At 43.3% G+C, this 20077-nt stretch carries 19 protein-coding genes; 17 read left to right on the top strand and 2 right to left on the bottom strand.

The features are described from left to right. Positions 1-119: 119 nt before the first annotated feature. Entirely contained in the window at positions 120-581 is a 462-nt protein-coding gene (locus MU515_RS18975; RefSeq protein WP_260261970.1) for a trypsin-like serine protease, read from the top strand. Between the two features lie 162 nt (positions 582-743). Beyond that, positions 744-1412, top strand: a complete 669-nt coding sequence (locus MU515_RS18970; RefSeq protein WP_260261969.1) for a LuxR C-terminal-related transcriptional regulator — start codon at positions 744-746, stop codon at positions 1410-1412. 95 nt (positions 1413-1507) lie between these two features. On the opposite strand, the gene MU515_RS18965 is transcribed toward MU515_RS18970, so the two are convergent. Beyond that, entirely contained in the window at positions 1508-3151 is a 1644-nt protein-coding gene (locus MU515_RS18965; RefSeq protein WP_260261968.1) for a methyl-accepting chemotaxis protein, read from the bottom strand. A gap of 377 nt (positions 3152-3528) precedes the next feature. Between MU515_RS18965 and MU515_RS18960 the strand changes: the two genes are divergently transcribed. From MU515_RS18960 to MU515_RS18890, 15 genes are all read left to right on the top strand, one after another. Next, on the top strand, positions 3529-4350 hold the full coding sequence (locus tag MU515_RS18960; protein ID WP_260261967.1) for a phosphate ABC transporter substrate-binding protein: 822 nt from the start codon (positions 3529-3531) through the stop codon (positions 4348-4350). A 102-nt stretch (positions 4351-4452) separates the two neighbouring features. Continuing rightward, positions 4453-5385, top strand: a complete 933-nt coding sequence (pstC, locus tag MU515_RS18955) for a phosphate ABC transporter permease subunit PstC (protein WP_260261966.1) — start codon at positions 4453-4455, stop codon at positions 5383-5385. 20 nt (positions 5386-5405) lie between these two features. Further along, positions 5406-6269, top strand: a complete 864-nt coding sequence (pstA, locus tag MU515_RS18950; protein ID WP_260261965.1) for a phosphate ABC transporter permease PstA — start codon at positions 5406-5408, stop codon at positions 6267-6269. A gap of 60 nt (positions 6270-6329) precedes the next feature. Then, positions 6330-7079: a phosphate ABC transporter ATP-binding protein PstB gene (gene pstB, locus MU515_RS18945; protein ID WP_260261964.1), complete on the top strand. Its 750-nt coding sequence runs from the start codon at positions 6330-6332 to the stop codon at positions 7077-7079. 563 nt (positions 7080-7642) lie between these two features. Further along, the gene (locus tag MU515_RS18940) at positions 7643-9043 is read left to right on the top strand and encodes an undecaprenyl-phosphate glucose phosphotransferase (RefSeq protein ID WP_260261963.1); all 1401 of its coding nucleotides are present in this window, start codon (positions 7643-7645) and stop codon (positions 9041-9043) included. 24 nt (positions 9044-9067) lie between these two features. Further along, positions 9068-9652, top strand: coding sequence for a polysaccharide biosynthesis/export family protein (locus MU515_RS18935; protein ID WP_260261962.1), 585 nt, complete (start codon positions 9068-9070; stop codon positions 9650-9652). A 41-nt stretch (positions 9653-9693) separates the two neighbouring features. Continuing rightward, a complete protein-coding gene (locus tag MU515_RS18930; RefSeq protein ID WP_260261961.1) occupies positions 9694-11910 on the top strand; it encodes a GumC family protein in 2217 nt (738 codons plus the stop codon). Positions 11911-11923: 13 nt separating this feature from the next. After that, entirely contained in the window at positions 11924-12856 is a 933-nt protein-coding gene (locus MU515_RS18925) for a glycosyltransferase family 2 protein (RefSeq protein WP_260261960.1), read from the top strand. 46 nt (positions 12857-12902) lie between these two features. After that, positions 12903-14069: a nucleotide sugar dehydrogenase gene (locus MU515_RS18920; protein ID WP_260261959.1), complete on the top strand. Its 1167-nt coding sequence runs from the start codon at positions 12903-12905 to the stop codon at positions 14067-14069. 20 nt (positions 14070-14089) lie between these two features. Continuing rightward, positions 14090-15127, top strand: coding sequence for a glycosyltransferase (locus MU515_RS18915; protein ID WP_260261958.1), 1038 nt, complete (start codon positions 14090-14092; stop codon positions 15125-15127). Then, positions 15124-16077 carry a glycosyltransferase family 2 protein gene (locus MU515_RS18910; protein WP_260261957.1) on the top strand — a complete coding sequence of 318 codons (954 nt, stop codon included), beginning with the start codon at positions 15124-15126 and terminating at the stop codon, positions 16075-16077. The genes MU515_RS18915 and MU515_RS18910 overlap by 4 nt, the downstream gene beginning before the upstream one ends. 2 nt (positions 16078-16079) lie before the next feature. Further along, the gene (locus tag MU515_RS18905; RefSeq protein WP_260261956.1) at positions 16080-17162 is read left to right on the top strand and encodes a glycosyltransferase family 4 protein; all 1083 of its coding nucleotides are present in this window, start codon (positions 16080-16082) and stop codon (positions 17160-17162) included. 5 nt (positions 17163-17167) lie between these two features. Then, complete coding sequence (locus tag MU515_RS18900; RefSeq protein ID WP_260261955.1) at positions 17168-18442, top strand: hypothetical protein; 1275 nt, start codon at positions 17168-17170, stop codon at positions 18440-18442. Then, on the top strand, positions 18426-19085 hold the full coding sequence (locus MU515_RS18895; RefSeq protein WP_260261954.1) for a hypothetical protein: 660 nt from the start codon (positions 18426-18428) through the stop codon (positions 19083-19085). Before MU515_RS18900 ends, MU515_RS18895 begins: the two co-directional genes overlap by 17 nt. Positions 19086-19214: 129 nt before the next feature. Beyond that, entirely contained in the window at positions 19215-19655 is a 441-nt protein-coding gene (locus tag MU515_RS18890; RefSeq protein WP_260261953.1) for a hypothetical protein, read from the top strand. Between the two features lie 32 nt (positions 19656-19687). On the opposite strand, the gene yqfB is transcribed toward MU515_RS18890, so the two are convergent. After that, entirely contained in the window at positions 19688-20008 is a 321-nt protein-coding gene (gene yqfB / locus MU515_RS18885; RefSeq protein WP_260261952.1) for a N(4)-acetylcytidine aminohydrolase, read from the bottom strand. Between the last annotated feature and the right edge of the window lie 69 nt (positions 20009-20077).

Here is a 20077-nt window from a genome sequence, read left to right as displayed (position 1 = left end):
TCAGGAAGTCAGAAGGGAGCGTGTCTGTACCAAGGAAGATGAATAAGGCTACGTGGGACAAAGATTATAGAGCAAAAGTTCTCTTTACATCAGCTTAACAAAGTACGTTCGCGCCCTTAGTGTCTACTGCGGTTTGTACTGCTGATCAGGGCAGTAACATAACCGACAAGCAAATTTGTTTTAATGGTGCCAATGGCCCTACATATCGAAACGCGATCTGTTCTGGTGATTCCGGAGGCCCGATTTATGTGAGCCGCTCAGGTGGGCCGCAAAGTCAAGTCGGTATTGCGAGCTTTGGTTATACCGTGTGTGGTTTAAATTCTACTAACACGACAACGTCAGTCTTTACTGAAGTTTATGACTACAAAGCTTGGATCGATAACGTCATTGCTGATAATGCAACGCCAGCTTACGAAGTTAAGCTTGTGAATGGTTCTCGGACGTTGATTAATAACAATACAGTAGCTCAAGATAGCTCAGGCGACTCAGGAGGCAGTTTTTCTGTCAATTCTTTGTTAAGTCTTTTGTTTGTATCTTTTTTGGTACGTTTGCGTCGCAAAGCAGCATTGGGTAAAAAGTAAACCTCTGAGTTCTCATAATTAAGATGTGCAATATAACGCCATGAAAATATTAAGTTTTCATGGCGTTTTTTATTTTATGTGATCTGAGGTTAGGTTGACTAATTGTATCTAAACGATAGTTTTAAATGACAACAACAAAGTTGAGCTGGAGAACGTAAAGAAATGACCAATAACGACACCTACCATATAACCTTACTGTCTGATGTCAGTATGCAATCGAAATTATTTAAAGATTCTTTAGAGCGAGGAATTCAACTCGATGTCGAAATAGTGTCGCTCGATGACTTGAGAAACGGGCGGGGTGATGAATCGAGTTTAGGTGATTTTGTTCTAATTGATTTTAGCTACTTAGATGATAGTAATTTTGAACTATATAACCAAGCTAAGTCTGTAAGCGGTTTGAATGCTAAAGAGATTGTCATCAACTGCCCGAAAGATGTTGCCTCTACCCATTTGTTCAAATGGCGCAATTTAGTCGGCGTATTTTATGTTGATGATGACATCAGCCTGCTACTGAAAGGCATGGAAAAAATCATGCAAGATGAGATGTGGCTGTCGCGCAAAGTGGCACAAGACTATATCGAGCATTTTCGCTGCGCCAACTCGGTGACCACATCACAGGTGTACGCAAATCTGACTAAGCGAGAAAAAGAGATCATGCGCTTGCTTGGTCATGGTGCATCAAACTTGCAAATCGCTGATGAGCTGTTTGTAAGTGAAAACACCGTAAAGACCCACCTACATAATATTTTTAAGAAAATTAACGCCAAAAATAGGCTACAAGCGCTGCTTTGGGCCAATAATAATATCGCGCTAGAAGAGCGCGTATAGGCACATTTTCCTATTCCAATAATTAGCTGTTGTTGTCACTAAAAAGGGAGCCTGATGGCTCCCTTGTTACTTTGGATTGATCTCACGACCAAAGACTATACGTTGAACTGGCCAAGCTTTTGTTTTTGCTCTTCTGCGAGGTTAGATAACTCTTGGCTTGCTGTAGCCGCTTGAGTAATACCAGTGACGTTTTGGCTAACCAATTCATAAATGTTGGTCAGGTTATTATTGATGTCAGCAGTCACTTGGCCTTGCTCTTCCGATGCAACTGCAACTTGAGCGTTGATAGAAGTGAGTTCAGAGATAGATAAACTAATCGCGCTAATGGCATCGCGCACGGTTTCGGCTTGCTCTTGTGTTTCAGAAAGCATAGCCAAGCTAGAGTTCATCCCCTCATTAGCGCTGTTTGATTGGCGCTGTAACTCTTCGATTATGGTTTGAATTTCTTTGGTCGACTCTTGGGTGCGAGCAGCTAACATGCGTACTTCATCAGCGACGACCGCAAAACCTCGACCACTTTCGCCTGCGCGTGCGGCTTCAATCGCGGCATTTAGCGCCAGCAGGTTGGTTTGCTCGGAGATACCTTCAATAACCTCAATCACTTTGCCAATCTGCTCCGATTGATCTTGTAGCGAGTTGACCATTTGCGCAGCGTTGGTCATTTGAATCGCCATCTTTTCACTTGATTGTTTGTTTTGCTCAAACATTTCAAGGCTCTGTTTTGCTAGCTTATCCGCTTCTAGGGATGCACCATCGGCACTGGTCGCGTTTTGGGTGACTTCTTTGGCTGTGCTTTCCAGTTCGTTGATTGCTGAGGCGACTTGCTCAACTTGATTGCGCTCTTGATCTGAGTTGGCACTGGACTGAGTCATAACCGCAGCAAGCTCGGTTGAGGCGGATGCCACGTCCACGCTGATTCTAACGAGTGCGCCCACCGTGCTTTGTAACTGAGTAACCGTGTCATTGAAGTCACGTGAAAGCGCAGTAATTTCGTTATTGCCTTCTTCTTTTACGTGCACAAGTAAATCACCCGTAGCGACCTTTTTCATCGCAATTTGGATTTCTTTTACTGGCTTGACGATGATTCCTGCCAACAACCAGCTAAACAGTGCCGCTAGTGACAACACCGCAGCTAAGCCGAGCATGCTGTTTGTGATCACCGATGAATGCACGTCACCGTTGTGTTTCACTTCATTGAGACTCAGTTGATTGAGCTGGCTCGTTAAATTTTCAATCGCCACTACCATCTTGTTGCCTGCTTCTCGGTACTCAATGGATGCTTTCGCATACTCCGCTTCAAATTGGTTGTCAGTGGTTGTGATTGAATGCTTGCGGTTTAGCAGCGGGATCATGACCTGTTGAGAGTAAGCAACGTAGCCCTCGATCGCGATACGCATGGCTTGAACTTCATCTTCAAGGCCAGAAATCTTGTTTAGAGAATCCAATAACACATCGGTTTCAGTCTGCTTTTCGATAAGCAACTCTGATAGTTGATCGACATCCTGAGGGTTAAATAGGCTGTAGATCGCTTTGATTCGCATACCGTAAGTATTGTCGATGATGTTTGTCACCATCTCTTTATGTTCAACCAAATTCTGGGTTGATTGGTCAACTTGGCTAAAGACGTCTTCTAAGGAGTTTTTACTGTAAGAGATACCTGCTATGAGCAATAAGATAGTGAAAAGCACAGGCACCATGACCTGTAACTTGATGGAAAGGCCATTGAGAAGTTGGCGCATTGTGAGTCCTCTTTTAACTACAAGTGAGAATGGTAATTATTATAATGATTGGTTGCTCAGGTTATTCTAGAGAGCAAAGGAGATAATTCAACAAGAAAATTAACAAATTTATCAATTTTTAGAAAGAGTGAAACCTGTTGAATTTGAGAGTGAATTCAAATAGTTAAGTTGAAGTTTATAAATTTATTAGTCCTTGGGCGAGTTCCAATGAGGCGGAGTTTAGAAGGGTGGTTATTTATAGAAAGAAAGGAAAAGTTCATCAAATTGAAATGTCATATAGGCTTCAAGTAAGTGAAACACAACTGTCATATTCGCCCCCTAAAGTAACCAGCGTTCAAGACACACAACGGCAATAAAGCCATTCAAAGGAAATTGTGATGAAAAAGACAGTTATCGGTGCACTTGCACTACTTGGCGCTCTAACAGTGAATACAGCTTCAGCTAAAGAAACTATCTCTGTAGTTGGCTCTAACAGTGCATCTCCACTGGTTGAAGTTTTTGCAGAAACATACATGAACAAAGGCGAACCAGTATTTATCGAAATCCAAGCACCGGGTTCTTCTGCTGGTATCAAGGCGGCAAAAAATGGAAGTGCTGACCTAGGTATCTCTTCTCGTAACCTTAAAGCATCTGAAAAGTCTTCAGACCTGAAAGAGCTAGTCATTGCTCGTGATGGTATCGCTGTGGTTGTAAACCCAAGCAACAAAGTAACTTCACTAACGGCTGACCAAATTACACGCATTTACAAAGGCGAAATCACCAACTGGAAAGAAGTTGGCGGTGAAAGCAAACCTATCGTAGCGATCACTCGTGATACCGCTTCTGGTACTCGTGGTGCATTTGAAGACATCATGAAACTAAAAATGAAAATCTCTGGCAAAAAAGTATCAGCGATTTCTCAACGTGCTCAAGTTGCAAACGGTAACGGTGCACTGAAAGTATCAGTAGCAAATAACCCGTACGCAATTGGCTTTATCTCACTAGGTACTGTTGATAACACGGTTCAAGCTCTAGAAATCGATGGCGCAGCAGCAACAGTTGAAAACGTGAAGAACGGCTCTTACAAAGTGGCTCGTCCATTCCTTGTTCTTTACAAAGATGGCGCTCCATCAGCTGAAACTCAAAAATTCCTAGACTGGATGGTTGCAGACGAAGCGCAAGCTATCTCAGCTAAGAAAGGTTACATCACAGTAAACTAATCTGTGACTTCAACAATGATTACCCTTGCTCAGCCCGCTTTGGGCTGAGCCTTTTCTCACGTTCTACGCGGTGAGTACGCTGCAAAGAATGGAAGAGTTTTTATGACCATCGCAACAAATAGTGAAAAGATTATGACAACGGAAACGACGCAACTGTCAAAGCCGAGCCTACGTGCTAAGAAAGCCGTAGACTGGAAAGAGCGTTTCTTTCACGGTTTATTCTTAACCAGTGCTGTTATCGGCATTGTTTCCCTAGCAGTCATTGCTTACTTTATTTTCAAAGAGTCTATCCCTGCGTTCCAAGAAGCTGGCGTTGTCGGCATTGTGACGGGTACACATTGGCTACCGCCGGCGCTATACGGTGTTGCAACCATGATTGTTGCTTCTATCGTTTCGACATTGGGTGCGGTTATCGTTGGTGTACCAGTTGGTGTGTTAACGGCAGTATTTATTGCTGAGATTGCGCCAAAGCGTGTGGCAGATATTATTCGCCCAGCAGTTGAACTGTTAGCGGGTATCCCATCAGTGGTGTACGGCTTCTTTGGCCTAGTGATTATCGTACCGCTTATTCAAAACGTATTTGAAGTGCCAGCGGGTAACACCATTCTTGCGGGTATCATCGTGCTTGGCGTGATGATTCTTCCAACGGTTATTACCGTATCGGAAACGTCTATTCGCGCAGTGCCAAGAACATATAAAGAAGGCTCTTTAGCATTAGGCGCATCAAAGATCTTCACCATCTTTAAACTGTTAGTTCCAGCTGCTCGAAGCGGCATAATGACCGGTGTCATCCTTGGTATTGGTCGTGCTTTAGGTGAGACAATGGCGATTATCATGGTAATGGGTAATGCCCCAGCGATGCCAAGTGGCATTCTTGATTCCGCTCGCACACTGACAGCGAACATTGCAATTGAAATGTCTTACGCAAGTGGCGTTCACGCTAATGCTCTATACGCAACGGGTGTGGTTCTTCTTGTCTTTATTATGATGTTGAATGCGGCGCTGCTGTATTTAAATCGCGTAAAAGCGAAATAATGTGAGTGGATGGGACTAACATGAATTACGCAAAACTTAAAAAATCTCGCCAAAACAAAGATAATATTCTCAATGCATTTGTTTGGGCGGCAGCGGCTCTAACCGTTGGCTTTCTATTCTGGATCATCTGGTACATCCTGTCTAACGGCCTACAGCACGTAGATTGGAATTTCATCACCGACAACTACACACGCACTGGTGAAGAGCACGGTATCTTCCCGATGATCATCGCAACCATTTATATGGTGATAGCTTCCATTGCAGTTGCGGCGCCATTAGGCATCATGACCGCGATTTACCTCACTGAGTATGCCAAAGTGGGCAGTCGTTTAGTGAAAGTGATTCGCTTCTGTACTGAATCTCTAGCGGGTATTCCATCGATCATCTTTGGTCTATTCGGTATGACTTTCTTCGTAGCAATTCTTGGCCTTGGCTTCTCGATACTATCGGGTGCATTGACGCTGAGTATTCTGATTCTTCCTGTGATTATTCGTACCACGGAAGAAGCACTGATGGCAGTACCTCAAGCTTATCGTGAAGGTTCTTATGCCCTAGGGTCTTCAAAAATTTACACTATCTGGCGCTTGATTCTGCCAAGTGCAATGCCAGGTATCTTAACTTCGGTCATTCTAAGTATTGGTCGTGTAATTGGTGAGTCAGCACCGGTATTTCTTACCGCAGGTATGGTGGCGCGTGTACCGGAATCTCTATTCGATTCGGGTCGTACGTTAACCGTTCACCTATATAAGCTGACAACAGAGCTCTTCACCATCGATGAGTGGAACCAAGCCTACGGTACAGCGACAGTGCTGATTGTAGTGGTACTTCTTATCAACATGGTGACCAAACTTATTGCTAAGCGTTTCAATACAGCAACTTACTAATTTGACTCATGCTGACGCATTAGCAACACGATTAAGAACAGAATTTAAGAGATTAAGAACATGAACAAATTTGATATTAAAGAACTAGACCTATTCTACGGTGAAAACCAAGCACTGAAATCGATCAACTTGCCTATTCCAACCAAGCAAGTAACAGCATTAATTGGCCCTTCTGGTTGCGGTAAATCAACGCTTTTGCGCTGTTTGAATCGCATGAATGACTTGATTGAAGGGGTGAAGATCACTGGTACTCTTGATATGGATGGCACAGACATTTATGGCAATATTGATGTTGCTGACCTTCGTATTAAGGTGGGCATGGTATTCCAAAAGCCAAACCCATTCCCAATGAGTATTTATGAAAACGTGGCCTATGGTCTGCGTGCTCAAGGCATCAAAGATAAAAAGCACATTGATGAAGTGGTAGAGCGCTCTCTACGTGGTGCTGCACTTTGGGATGAAGTAAAAGACCGTCTTAAATCTCATGCATTTGGCCTTTCAGGTGGTCAGCAGCAGCGTTTGTGTATTGCTCGTACTATCGCGATGGAGCCAGACGTTATCCTAATGGATGAGCCAACCTCAGCACTTGACCCAATTGCAACTCATAAAATCGAAGAGCTGATGGAAGAGCTAAAGAAAAACTACACCATTGTTATCGTAACTCACTCCATGCAGCAAGCACGCCGTATTTCGGATCGCACCGCATTCTTCCTGATGGGGGAGTTGGTTGAGCATGATGATACTCAAGTGATATTCAGCCAGCCAAAAGATGACCGCACTCAAGGCTACGTAAATGGTGACTTTGGTTAATTAATTTTACTGGCATAAGATTATAACTATAAGCGATGGTAACCTTTGCCCCTCATATTTGAGGGGCTTTTTTATGCCAGTAACTAAGCATTTAATATGTGTGTTAATTTCCCTTTATTTATAGTGGGATTTTAAGGGGAGGATATTCTAATCAAATCTGACTCAAAATTAATTAAACAACAGTACTGTAAATCAGTATTACATTCCTCCAGAGTTTAGAATAGCTATTAATACTTTGGTTTATAACCACAAAATAAAAGAGGAATAAAGTGCTAAGTTTATAGTTAGATACGTTGCCTTTTCTTTTAACTGTCTGTGTTATATGGCTTATTCGATATTCAAACTACGATCCCTATCACGCCCTTCTCATATCTAAGAAATATTGCATTCTCATATTATAGATCTCAGTAAATAAGCCTCTAATACTAGTTTGTTTTTAGCGAAAAAAAATTCAGACTATGTGCTCGCAGAAAGTAGTCGCACAAAAATAATTATTAGAAGTCAGCTCAGGTATCCAATTGGTGAAGGCCATTGGAGAAATTCATCGGCAAGGAAAGTCTGTCATGAGAGACATAGGATTAATCAAAAGTCACGGCGAAGAGTTTATTATTGCTTATCGCGTGCTCGACATCGTGATCATCGCGGCAACGGTTTTGATCGCAACGAGCTTATATGTAGGTGATTGGGGAATATATTACGTACTGGCAACCTGTGTGGCAGTTGTCTGTTTTAGCATAATGGCAGAGTTGCTTGGCGTTTATAATGCGGCGTTTGTCTCTTCATTTAGGCAAACATTTGCTCCCATTTTATTATCATGGTTTTGTGCGATTGGCTTAGTTCTAATACTGGCCTTTGGTTTAAAGATAACTGACCACTTTTCTCGTGTAGCGGTAACCATTTGGTTTGTAGCTACCCCTGTTTTCTTATCAGTGTATCGACTTGCTTCCAATAAAGTCCGCCACTCTGGCCGATCGAACTCCTATACGCAAAAAAGCATTATCATTGGTGCGACACCTGCGGGTTTAGCGTTAGCTGAAGAAATACGTTCAAGCCAACATCACGGCATGAGCTTGGTTGGTATTTTTGATGACCGTAGCAGTGATCGTTTACCAACCGAAGAGCTTTCTGATCCAGTATGTGGGTCAATCAATGATGCGCTGGCTATGGCGAAAGAGCGTAACTTCCGACATGTATACGTCGCGCTACCCATGCAGGCGTCTGAGCGAATCAAACAGGTGATCAATTACTTCTCTGATAGTACGGCGCGTGTCTATATTGTGCCTGACTTCTTTACCTATGATTTGATTCAATCACGTTGGCGCAACGTCGGTAGTGTACCGACATTAAGCATCCATGATACGCCGTTTTATGGCATGTCTACATTCGTAAAACGCCTGGAAGATATTGTTGTCGCTTCGCTAATTCTACTCATGATAAGCCCTGTGCTACTTGCTGTAGCCATAGGGGTTAAACTCTCTTCACCAGGGCCGATTATTTTCAAGCAAGATCGCTACGGCATGGATGGTAAGAAAATCAAAGTGTGGAAGTTCCGCTCGATGAAGGTGATGGATAACGGCGGTGTGGTTAAACAGGCCACCAAAGGCGATCCGCGAGTCACTAAATTTGGTAACTTCATTCGTCGTACTTCTCTGGATGAACTACCGCAGTTTTTCAATGTTATTCAAGGTCGAATGTCTATTGTTGGCCCGCGTCCACACGCCGTTTCGCACAACGAAGAATATCGCCAAATTGTCGATAAATACATGTTACGTCATAAGGTCAAACCGGGGATTACGGGCTGGGCGCAAATCAATGGCTACCGTGGAGAAACCGATACCCTAGATAAGATGGAAAAGCGCGTCGAGTACGATTTGAACTACATCCGTGATTGGTCACTTTGGTTAGACGTGAAGATTATCTTCTTAACCATATTCAAAGGCTTTGTCGGTAAAACGGCGTACTAGTTAGGCAAAATGGCAGGAAACGAAGTGAAAAAACAGATATTGAAAGTTGTACTGTTAGTAATGGCATTTTGGGTAACAAGCGCAGCACAAGCGAACCCTTTATACAAATTGGCCGCCGGTGATGTGATTAGCATTAAGGTCTATGGCGAAGAAAATCTCTCCATTGCAGAGCAAAAAATCGATAACCGTGAAGTGATTGATTATCCCTATCTCGGCGAAGTTAAACTCGGTGGAAAAACGCTTGAACAAGTGCAATCAGAATTGGTTGCAGGTTTGAAAGGGGACTATTTAGTTAACCCTAAAGTCAACGTTGCCATCGTTCGCTATCGCAATGTTTATATTAATGGCTTGGTGAATAAACCTGGTGGATACGAATATGAGCCGGGGCTGACGGTACAAAAAGCCATCTCTCTGGCAGGTGGGGTGATGAGTAAGTATCGCCGCAGCGCGAAAGCCTACAGAACCAAATCAAGTGAATCGAATAAATACCAAAATTTGACCGCAGATCAGTTATCACGAGAGTTCGAAAAAAACACTGAAATCGAAGCGGAGCTATATCAAGTGATTCAGCCTGGAGACACTATTCATGTAGTGGCTTCTTTTTGGTAACTGCGGTGTCAACGCACGAAGTATTGACGTTTAGGGATAATATGAAGTTATTAAGTGAAGAGCAGAACGCCGCAGCGAGCGAGTCTGTAGATTTTGGTAAGTATATTGTCTTACTGAAAAAGAACTGGTTGAAAATCGCTTTGTTTACCGGTTTGGCGACCATATTGTCAGTGTTGTTTGCGCTGTCGATTAAGCCGACCTATGAGGCGACAGCCACATTGCTGATTGAGTCCGAAGCCAGTAATGCTGTTTCTATTGATGAAGTGGTTGGAATCGATTCAACGCAAAAAGAGTACTATCAAACCCAATTTGAAATTCTCAAATCACGCACAATCGCAGAGCGAGTGGTTGATAGACTCAATCTAATCGAAGTACCTGAGTTTAACCCGTATCTAGAGCCAAAGCAGTCGCTGTTAGGTTCTTTGAAGCAAAGTATAAAATCGTTACCGATCTTTAAATCTGAAGAAGTGGTGGTGCAGCTTTCAGAGCAAGAGCAGGCAGTTAAAGTCAGACAGGCTGTGGTTAGAAAGTTTCAAGGTCGCTTGTCGATATCACCTATTCGTAAAACTCAGTTAGTACGAATTACTTTTGAATCCCTAGACGCGCAACTTGCGGCAGATGTTGCTAATGCGGTTGGCGAAGCTTATATCGATGCAGGTTTAGAGGCGAGACTAAGTGCAACTGAACATGCTTCGAGCTGGATCTCAGGTCGTATGCAGCAATTGCAAGAGCAGCTCAAACAATCTGAAAATGCGCTGATTGAATTTCTTGCTAAAGAAAAGTTAGTCGATGACAGTGGCATTGATGTGCAAGCCAGTACGGTGATCAATGACTTGATTCTACGCTTGAGTGAAGCTACCGATCGCCGAATTCAACTGGAATCCGCATACAGCACCTTAAGTAGTGGCGGATCGCTTGCTACCAGTGATGTTTCGTCTGTACCGGAAATCTCTAAACACCCACAAGTCGTTAATCTACGTAGTTTGTTAGCGGATGCGAACCGTGAGTTTACTGAATTTTCTAAAACCTACGGGCCAAAACATGAAAAGATGTTGGCGGTTTCGGCTAAGAAAAATAATATCACTCAGCAACTTGATCAATTGATCGCTCAACTTGTTGGTGGCATAGGTAAAGAGCTCCAAGCGGTTCGTTCGCAAGAGCGTTTAATCTCACGTGAGTTAGAAAAGCAGAAGCAGGCGTTCCAAAGCCTAACGGTTAAAAAACGCCAATATGAAGCGCTTGTGCGTGAAGAGGAGACCAACCGTAATATTCTTAATATCTTCTTGAATCGCCAAAAAGAGACCACAGCAACCAGCGATTTTGAATCGCGCAATGCTCGTTTTACTGACACCGCTATTGCTCCTCATAGCCCGAGTAAACCGCGTAAAAAACTGATTGTAGGTTTTGCCATGATTGCTTCCATGCTGGTCGCGGTTTCTGTGGTGCTTCTGCTCGATGTATTCAATAACACCATTATCTCAGTGAAACACTGTGAGGAGAAACTCGGTTTAATCCCACTTGGTGGCATTCCTAAGCTGAAAAAGTTTAAGAATAAATCGGTGAGTAGTGACGTCTTCTTCGATGATAAATATATGACGTTTAATGAATCGATACGTTCGGCGCGAACGACAATTGCACTTAATAATCGCGATTCTAAATTCGTTACGATCTCTTCTTCACTTCCAAATGAAGGCAAAACCACCTGCGCAGTTAACCTTGCAATGGCATTTGCTAAAGTCGGTAAGACCTTGCTGATTGATTGTGATTTACGTAAGTCTTCTGTGGCGGAGCGCTTTGGACATAAGCGGTATAAGCCGGGTTTGACCAACCATCTACTTATGAATACTGAGTTAGAAGATTGCTTGTTTGAAGATGAAAAGTCGGGTCTAACAGTACTAGCGGCTGGCATGCCGACACCAAATCCGCAAGAGCTTTTAAGCTCAGAGCGGTTTGAGAAACTGCTTCACCAATTAGCAGGCCAGTTTGATAAGGTGATCATCGATACGCCACCAGCTCTGTCTGTCAGTGATTGCATGATTGTCAGTAAGATCACAGGCAAGGTAGTGGTGGTACTTAAAGCGTCGAGTACGCGAGTGACGTCACTGCGCAACACCATCTCTCGTTTTATGACTCATGATGTTCAATTAGACGGCGTACTACTTAATCAGATTCTCGATAGCAAAGATCACCAAGAATATGTGTATGGCGATTACATCTACCATATCGATGATCATTCTGAATTAAAAAAGACAGCTTAGTGGGGCGTTCAGGATGAAATTCAAATATGGGATTGTCGTGCCGCACTTTAACAGCTTAGAGGGATTAACTCGGCTGCTTAACTCACTACCTGAACGATCAGATATTCAGGTAGTGATTGTCGATGATAAAAGTGCTCAGCCTCCGTGTGAAGAAACCTTGCATGCTGCTTTCCCTCATTTGGCTTTGCAGCTGTTTGATAACGACTCTGGCACGAAAGGAGCAGGGGCTGCACGTAACATTGCACTGCAATATATCGACGCGACTTACACCTTGTTTGCCGACGCGGATGATTTTTTTACTCAACAAGCCTTTGAGCAAATGGATGAGAAGCTAGCACAGCATGACATTACGTTTTTCTCTCCCATCAGCCAGTGCGATCTAACCGGTGAGCCTTCAGATAGACATCATTTGTACGCCAATCTGGTCAGTGAGTATTTAGCTAAGGGGGATGAGGAGATTCGCTATCATTTCTCAGTGCCATGGAGCAAAGTGTATCTCAGCGACTTTATTCGTCGTGAGTCGCTCTATTTTGATGCGGTCATTGCTTCGAATGATGTCATGTTCTCGCTCGTTGCGGGGTATAAGGCGCAATCTATTGCCGTACATCAGAACAGCATCTACTGCGTGACTCGTGGTCAAGGCACTTTAACGGTCAACTTTAATCCTAAAGTGACTCGCTCAAGGTTTGATGTCGCGATGCGTCGTATTGATTATCTATCGAATAAGCAGATTCAGACTGAAACCGCTTCGCTTTACAAATTAGTGCGAGATTTTCGCGCGGTGTTGGGCACGAGTGAGCTCAAGCATCTGTTCAAATTGTTGGTACAACGAAAAATCACTCTAATGCCGAAAAGAACGTGGTTTTACTTACGAAACCCGCAGCAAATCATCACTAAGTTGGCCAAGCGTAAACAGTCATTGAGCAGCGCCAAATATCAAGTCTAGTGGCGTACCAAAATCGGATTTTAAATTATTTAATATGGATTCAGTTATGAAAATTACCGTTGTAGGAACAGGTTACGTTGGCCTTTCAAATGCGATTTTATTGTCTCAGCAGCATGAAGTTGTGGCACTCGACATTGATGCGGATAAAGTAGCTAACATTAATCAGCGTATCTCACCAATTTCTGATCATGAAATCGAACTCTACCTTGCTGAGAAGTCATTAAATTTGACTGCAACGATCGATAAAACTCACGCCTATCAGGATGCTGATTTTGTAATTGTCGCGACGCCAACTAATTACGACCCCGTGACTAACTTCTTTGATACCAGTTCGGTAGAGTCAGTCATTCGCGATGTAAAACAGTTCACGCCAAGCAGCACGGTTATTATTAAATCAACTATCCCAGTGGGCTATACCGAGCGTGTTAAGCAGGAATTAGAGTTTGATAATATTGTCTTCTCTCCTGAGTTTTTACGAGAAGGCAAAGCCTTATACGATAACTTACACCCGTCTCGCATTATCGTCGGTGAGTACTCAGAGCGAGCTGAGACGTTTGCTCAATTGTTAGTGGAAGGCGCGGAAAAAACCGATATTCCGGTGCTATTCACCAATTCAACTGAAGCGGAAGCAGTAAAACTGTTTTCAAATACCTATTTGGCTATGCGCGTGGCCTACTTTAATGAGTTAGATTCTTACGCAGAAAGCCATGGCTTGGATTCGCGTCAGATTATTCAAGGGGTTGGCTTAGATCCTCGTATTGGCTCACACTATAACAATCCTTCGTTTGGTTACGGCGGTTACTGTTTGCCAAAAGACACCAAGCAGCTTTTAGCAAACTACCAAGATGTGCCGAACAACATCATTCGCGCGATTGTTGACTCAAATACCACCCGCAAAGACTTCATCGCTGATTCGATTATCGCTAAGCAGCCGAGAGTGGTGGGTGTTTATCGACTTATCATGAAGTCTGGCTCAGATAACTTTAGAGCCTCAAGTATTCAAGGCATCATGAAACGTATCAAGGCCAAAGGTATTCAGGTTGTGATCCACGAACCTTTGCTTGAAGATGCGACATTCTTTAATTCGGAAGTTGTTAACGACTTTGAAGCGTTTAAGCAGATTAGTGATGTGATCGTTAGCAACCGAATGGTCGAAGAGCTGCAAGACGTAGCGGATAAAGTGTACACCCGTGATTTGTTTGGTAGCGACTAACGTTTCAAGGAATAGTATCGATGAAATTAGTCACTATTAACCCGCAAAAATCGACCACTATGGGTGGGGTGGAAACCCTTATTCGTAGCTTGCATGGCTTGTTCCAATGTGAAAACTACGAATTGTATGAACATTCTCCAAGTAGCGAACATTATCCAGAGAGTGGGCATATCAACTATATCCAATACGGGCAGCCAGGTAAGTTGGCATCCAAGTTGAGCCAAATTAGCTCAGTGCGTAACTTGCATCTAAGCTCGCAAGATGTGGTGATCTTGTTTCACCCTAATGACCTACTGTACTTACCTTCTGAAGTACAAAAGAAAGCCAAAATTGTGCTGGTGCAAACTAATAAGTTTTCGGTGTTCTTTAAGCCGTTTTCTAAGTTGGTAATGACGCTACTGCATAGAAAGGTCGATGTCTTTACCGTCTATACCGAGCAAGATAAGCATGCATTGTCCGGATTGTTTCCTAAGCTAGCGCGTAAGATTAAGGTTATTCCTCGCGGTTGTAAGCTCGACACTGCCAATACACATAAGCAGGTTAGCAAGAAGCTAGTCACCATTGCCCGTATTGATGAAGGGCAGAAAAACTTTTCCGGCATGATGGACATTATGGCCAAGTTGCCTGCTGGCTACCATTTGGACATATACGGTGATGGAAGTGAGCAAGAACTCAGTGCTTTAAAGCAGCGCGTTAGCCAATTGAGTAATGTGACGTTTCAAGGGGCGACCAGTGATGTGGCAGCTACGTTGAAAAACTATGCTGTGTTTCTTATGACCTCGCGCTACGAAGGCTTTGGCCAAACCCTCATTGAAGCGCGCAGTCAAGGGCTGCCGATTATCGCCTATCACACCTTTGATGCACTTGCTTGGATTGTTGAAGAGGGCGTTAATGGTTACAAAATTGATGACGGTGATAGTGAACAGTTTGCTCAACGAATTATCCAACTTTGTGAAAATGAACAGCTGTACAGTTTGCTATCGACTAAAGCACTCGATAAAGCGCAAGAAACGGAATCTAGCGTGGTTAATCGTTTATGGCAGGAGGCCGTAGCATGAAGTACTCAGTGATCGTTCCGATTTATAATACCTTTGATTACGCGAAGAAAATCATTGAATGGTTTGAGGCTGAGCAATACCGCCGCGAGGCTGATGACATTGAGTTGTTGCTAATTGACGACGGCTCACAAACTGGCCCAGATTATCAAATTGCTTCTCCTTCGATACACATGTATCGCAAAGAGAACGGTGGCGTATCGAGTGCAAGAAATCATGGTATCGATAAAGCCAATGGCGACTACATTTTGTTTTTGGACTCCGATGATGCATATGAAGCGGGGCTATTTAGTCATCTAGATCAGTGCCTGGCGCAAAATGATATCGATTCGGTATTATTTTCATTTAAGAAAATCTCGGATCATCAAATTGATGAGGCACATAATCGAGCAGAAACAGTCAGCGGCCAAATGGCACTGTCTAAGTTTTTGACCAAAGATATTCGCGTTCATATTTGTAGCATGATGCTCTCTAAATCGGTTTTAGAAGCGCATCAATTGCGATTTGATGAATCATTGCACTTTAGTGAAGATGTTCTGTTTATTATTGATTACTTATCGGTAGCTAAGTCGAGCTATATCACCGATCTATTTTTGTATAACCATATTATGCGCAGCGGCAGTGCTATCAATAGTCCATTAACCGGTAAAGATACCACTCACATTGATGCGTTTGATCGGATATCTCTGCAAGCAAAGAAAGTGGCTGCGGATAAAGAAGTTAACTTTTTTATCTCTACTTGCTACATCAACCTCATTAAGTTTTTGATCAAAAACAAGACCCAAGATGAGCAAGTGTTTAGCAAGATCATCGCTCACCGCCATTTTTTGTTTGGTTCGATTGAGCCCAAGTTAAACAAATACTCTCTGATTGTCTTAATACTTCGCATGGCATTTAAGGTGGATGGCCTGATCAACTATCGCTTGCTGCGTAAATTGAGCGTGGTGGCTTAGGCATGAAATCACTCAATATTGCAGAAACCACCCAAGGCGGAATTGAAACGTACTTTGAGTCGCTATCTCGTTCAACATTAATGCAAAACGATTTCTTAGCGGTTAATTATCATCGTTCGCTATTACCTTTGGCAGCGAAAGGTTTTCGTCCACTGAATGTATTGATACTGCTCTACACCATCTATTTTAAGGTCGGTATTAGTCGCTATGATGTGATTTTTTTGCACAGTTCATTTGCCGGTTTACTGCGCCCATTTTTGTGGCCGCTTGCGAAATGGCACAAGATTAAATTGGTCTACTGTAGCCATGGTTGGGCGTTTGATATTCACTACAACCAAGCATGGAAAAATAGAGTCTATAAGTCGATCTACGTTTGGGCCGAAAAACTGCTGACCCTTTTCACCGACCAAGTGTATTGCATCTCAAAATATGAGTACTCATCGGGGCTCGCCATCGGTCTACCAGAGCGAAAACTCACCATGGTTTGGAATGGAGTTCAAGGCAGCGAGCTTGCGCGGGTTGATGCAAAGGAAGACGACAGCGTAATCCGGTTATTATTTGTCGGCCGTTTAGATAAGCAAAAAGGGCTGGATAAATTTCTGAGCGCACTGACTCAGTTGCCGAGCATTTCTACTCAAGTTGAGCTCTCCGTGATTGGTGAACCAGTCAGAAATGATTGCCCAGAATTAGCTGAATTGCTGACCAAGCCCATTACCAATGTTCGGGTTCGTTCTTTAGGGTGGGTTGCCAACAATCAACTCGACCAATACTTTGCTCAAGCGGATGTCGTTATCGTGCCGTCATTGTGGGAAGGGTTTGGTTTGATTGTGGCCGAATCTCTAAGAAATGGCACACCAGTTCTAGCATCTAATGTCGGTTCACTGTCTGATATGGTGACAGAGAAAACGGGTTGGATATTCGATTATCAACAAGCTAACTCGCTTGAGATGTTGCTTGATAACGTGATCAATCAAAGGCAGTACCAAACGATTGATCGTGCGGAGTGTATTAAGCACTTTGAACAGAACTTCCATGAAGATGTAATGAACGGACACTATTTTGATTCGTTAAGGCAGTTAGGGTAGGTAAGGTGAAAAAAGGACTGTTTCTCCTCTTTTGTTTTATGGTGCCGTTTGAAAATACCGCTCTGGCATCCATTGCTGGTGTGTTCACCGCGCCGCTTGGTATTACAGTTATTCCACTGCTTGGTTTGATGATCGTGCTGTCGTACGCCAATTTAAGCAAAGTTGAAATTGGGGCGCTTAAATTACTGTTTGGCTTTTTCGTCTACTCATTTGTGCTGCTAGCGCTTTTCTATGGTGATTATGACAAAACTTTCTTGCTTGATAGAGGGCTGAGATTTGTCTTGTTGATCATTCCTTTGATTGTGGTGTTCTTAACCGTTGCTCGACAGGATGAAAAGCTAGTCTATCAAGGTGCGATGGTCATTGCTGGCGTAGTGATTTTCGCCTTTGTGCTTAATTTGGCGGCGCGTGGTTTTATCAATAGCCCATCGTTCATTCAGCAAAATTCAGCCTTATCGCCACACCGAATGCGCGGCTTTACGTTGGAAGCCAGTACCTTTGGCTTTCAGTTTGTGTTGGCTGTGCTTATGCTCGCAGCGATCTTCCGTATCAATCTATTCTTCATTTCTTTGGCGGTTATCCCGTGCTTATTAATGATCACCTCCAAAGGAACGCTGGTTTGTTTCTTGATCACCCTGTTTTTGACCTTTGTGGTGTTTAGCCGAATAAACCTGTTCCACAAAGGGCTTGGCGCTGTGGTGTTGTTAGTCATAGGCTCCGCGTTTTTATATAGCTCGCTGGGAGATTCGGTCATCAACGATGTTGAACGATACAGCAGTATTGCTACTCGGGGAACTGCAATCATGACCGCTATATTCGCGGTTATTTATAATCCTTTAGGTGGTGGCTTCTTCGGTTATTTCCCTTCGATATACGAGTATGGCGCAGTAGCGTTGGAGTTTGTCGACAGTTTGGCGCCGGGCTTACTTAACTTTAGAGAGTTTTCCTTATATCTAGTGGTTGGGGAAACTAAAAATGTCTCGACTAAATCGTTCTTTTTCGATTGGCTGATTTATGGCGGGGTGTTTTTTTTGTTCATTTACGTGAAGTATATGGCTCGATTGTTCCGCAGTATGGTGGCGCATCGAATGCATTATGACTTCGCTCTATTGGTTTTTCTAATTTTAGGGACCACCTTCTTCATGTCGATAGAGGTGCGTTATATCGCGCCGTTTGTGTTGGGCTTTGTTTACCTTCGCTATCAAATAGTGTCGAAACGAGAAGCGAATACGTCACCGGTTAAGCAGAATAGGAAGTCGCTGAATGAACTCGCAATTTAAGCTTTATCTCTGTGCTGCTGCAATTTCGGTTCTACTGCTGCTATCTGTGGCTAAAGGGTTGGATGATATGGCTCAACTCTCTTTGCAAAATCAGCTAACAGAGATTAAGCGCAACACGGTAAAACATGGCCCAACGGATGCGAAGTTAAATCATCATTATCAACCTGTTTCAGCAACACCATTTGATGATAACAGCACCTTAGCGCTCTATTTTTCATGGCTTGCCTATCAAGAACGGTCTGATCAGATTCAATCACAACGCTTTTCTCAACGAGCGCAGGATTTATACACTGCGCAGTTAAAACTGAGACCATTAGACGCGAGTTTAGTTGTGCAGCGAGCGAATGAGAAATGGCGCTCAGGCGGCACGTTTGAAAGTACATTAGCGGATTTTCATCTTGCTCAAGAGTTAGGCCATTTCGAGCGTTTTACTCTAATGCACACATTGACCTATTTTCTTGCTCATTGGCCACAACTTAGTTTGGATGATAAGAAAACAGCGATTGCTTATCTGCTTGAGCATGATAAGTACGCGATGAAGTTGTGGCAGTATGATTCTTTGCTGCAAAAGCCAGTGGCAGGTGAGAGAGCGTGTTCGATCTTCAAGTTCAATGGCATTACGCCTTACTTTTGTCGTCGCTAAGTTGAGACTTAAAGAGATTTAATTAAGTAGATGATTGCTTCAATAAATAGCCTAGGCTAGCGTTGATGAAAAGCTCAACAAATATAGCTACTGAAGATATAAATAATTAAATTAGACGAAGAGAAAGATATGCGTAAACTACATCGTTGGATGCTCGCAGGAGCGATTTTCATCTCGCCTATAGCGGCAGCCGAAAGCCTAACCTCAGAGCAGTGGGGGGAGCTGTTTGCAAATTCAGAGACATCTGCGCAGTTGGTTGATGGTTTTGCTCAATATACTTTTGCCGACAACGTGGCGGAATTTTTAAGTGAAGTGGCACTAACTCGTCCTGAACAATTGCTCGAAGTACTCACATTGCTTTATCTCCAATTTCCAGATCAAGTGACTCTACTCACAGAGATCGCGCGTACGCTCGGGTTAGAAAACCAAGCCATTACGATTGCCGCCATCGAGGCTGGTATTGACCCTACCGCTATTGCTGAAGCGACCGCAGCAGGTGAAGAGAGTATTGCCGCTGCTGATCCCGTTCCAAATGCCCCCACCCGAAAAGATCCTGTTTCCGCCAACTAAGACTCTCAGGCCTTGATTAACAAGGCCTGATTTTATTTTATCAACTCGTAGCTAATGACATAAAGCAAATCGGTGCTTGGGTAGATTTTCCTGATTAGGGTTTTGAGCTCATCCAGTGGCAGATATTCTTGTTCTGCGTGGAACTGATTGATGTCGTTATAGTGCAATGGCTCAACCGACAGGATCTTTATGTCACATACTTTTTGATCTGTCTCTAGGGTGAACACTTCCACTTCTGTGCCGGGAACATAGTGATTTTCAGATTCATCACGAATGGTGATGGTTTTCTTTCCAGAAGCAATCAGCGGTGTTAACACCTCAAAGAAGGTGATTTTGGTTGGTGCGGAAGTCATGGTGTTTTGCCTCAAATAGCCAAGTTATGCTGTATAGGGTTCTACTCTGGCGAATAAGCGCATGCTCGG

The organism is Vibrio intestinalis (genome assembly GCF_025195085.2).
In the GTDB taxonomy this organism is placed as follows: domain Bacteria; phylum Pseudomonadota; class Gammaproteobacteria; order Enterobacterales; family Vibrionaceae; genus Vibrio; species Vibrio intestinalis.
Note: the sequence above shows the minus strand (reverse complement) of the source record. Positions and strands in the feature narration are given on the sequence as shown.

What these genes read in the sequence shown, in the direction of transcription:
- MU515_RS18970 (WP_260261969.1), top strand. Translation starts at nt 744, where the DNA reads ATGACCAATAACGACACCTACCATATAACCTTACTGTCTGATGTCAGT.
- MU515_RS18965 (WP_260261968.1), bottom strand. Translation starts at nt 3,151, where the DNA reads ATGCGCCAACTTCTCAATGGCCTTTCCATCAAGTTACAGGTCATGGTG.
- MU515_RS18960 (WP_260261967.1), top strand. Translation starts at nt 3,529, where the DNA reads ATGAAAAAGACAGTTATCGGTGCACTTGCACTACTTGGCGCTCTAACA.
- pstC (WP_260261966.1), top strand. Translation starts at nt 4,453, where the DNA reads ATGACCATCGCAACAAATAGTGAAAAGATTATGACAACGGAAACGACG.
- pstA (WP_260261965.1), top strand. Translation starts at nt 5,406, where the DNA reads ATGAATTACGCAAAACTTAAAAAATCTCGCCAAAACAAAGATAATATT.
- pstB (WP_260261964.1), top strand. Translation starts at nt 6,330, where the DNA reads ATGAACAAATTTGATATTAAAGAACTAGACCTATTCTACGGTGAAAAC.
- MU515_RS18940 (WP_260261963.1), top strand. Translation starts at nt 7,643, where the DNA reads ATGAGAGACATAGGATTAATCAAAAGTCACGGCGAAGAGTTTATTATT.
- MU515_RS18930 (WP_260261961.1), top strand. Translation starts at nt 9,694, where the DNA reads ATGAAGTTATTAAGTGAAGAGCAGAACGCCGCAGCGAGCGAGTCTGTA.
- MU515_RS18925 (WP_260261960.1), top strand. Translation starts at nt 11,924, where the DNA reads ATGAAATTCAAATATGGGATTGTCGTGCCGCACTTTAACAGCTTAGAG.
- MU515_RS18920 (WP_260261959.1), top strand. Translation starts at nt 12,903, where the DNA reads ATGAAAATTACCGTTGTAGGAACAGGTTACGTTGGCCTTTCAAATGCG.
- MU515_RS18915 (WP_260261958.1), top strand. Translation starts at nt 14,090, where the DNA reads ATGAAATTAGTCACTATTAACCCGCAAAAATCGACCACTATGGGTGGG.
- MU515_RS18910 (WP_260261957.1), top strand. Translation starts at nt 15,124, where the DNA reads ATGAAGTACTCAGTGATCGTTCCGATTTATAATACCTTTGATTACGCG.
- MU515_RS18905 (WP_260261956.1), top strand. Translation starts at nt 16,080, where the DNA reads ATGAAATCACTCAATATTGCAGAAACCACCCAAGGCGGAATTGAAACG.
- MU515_RS18895 (WP_260261954.1), top strand. Translation starts at nt 18,426, where the DNA reads ATGAACTCGCAATTTAAGCTTTATCTCTGTGCTGCTGCAATTTCGGTT.
- MU515_RS18890 (WP_260261953.1), top strand. Translation starts at nt 19,215, where the DNA reads ATGCGTAAACTACATCGTTGGATGCTCGCAGGAGCGATTTTCATCTCG.
- yqfB (WP_260261952.1), bottom strand. Translation starts at nt 20,008, where the DNA reads ATGACTTCCGCACCAACCAAAATCACCTTCTTTGAGGTGTTAACACCG.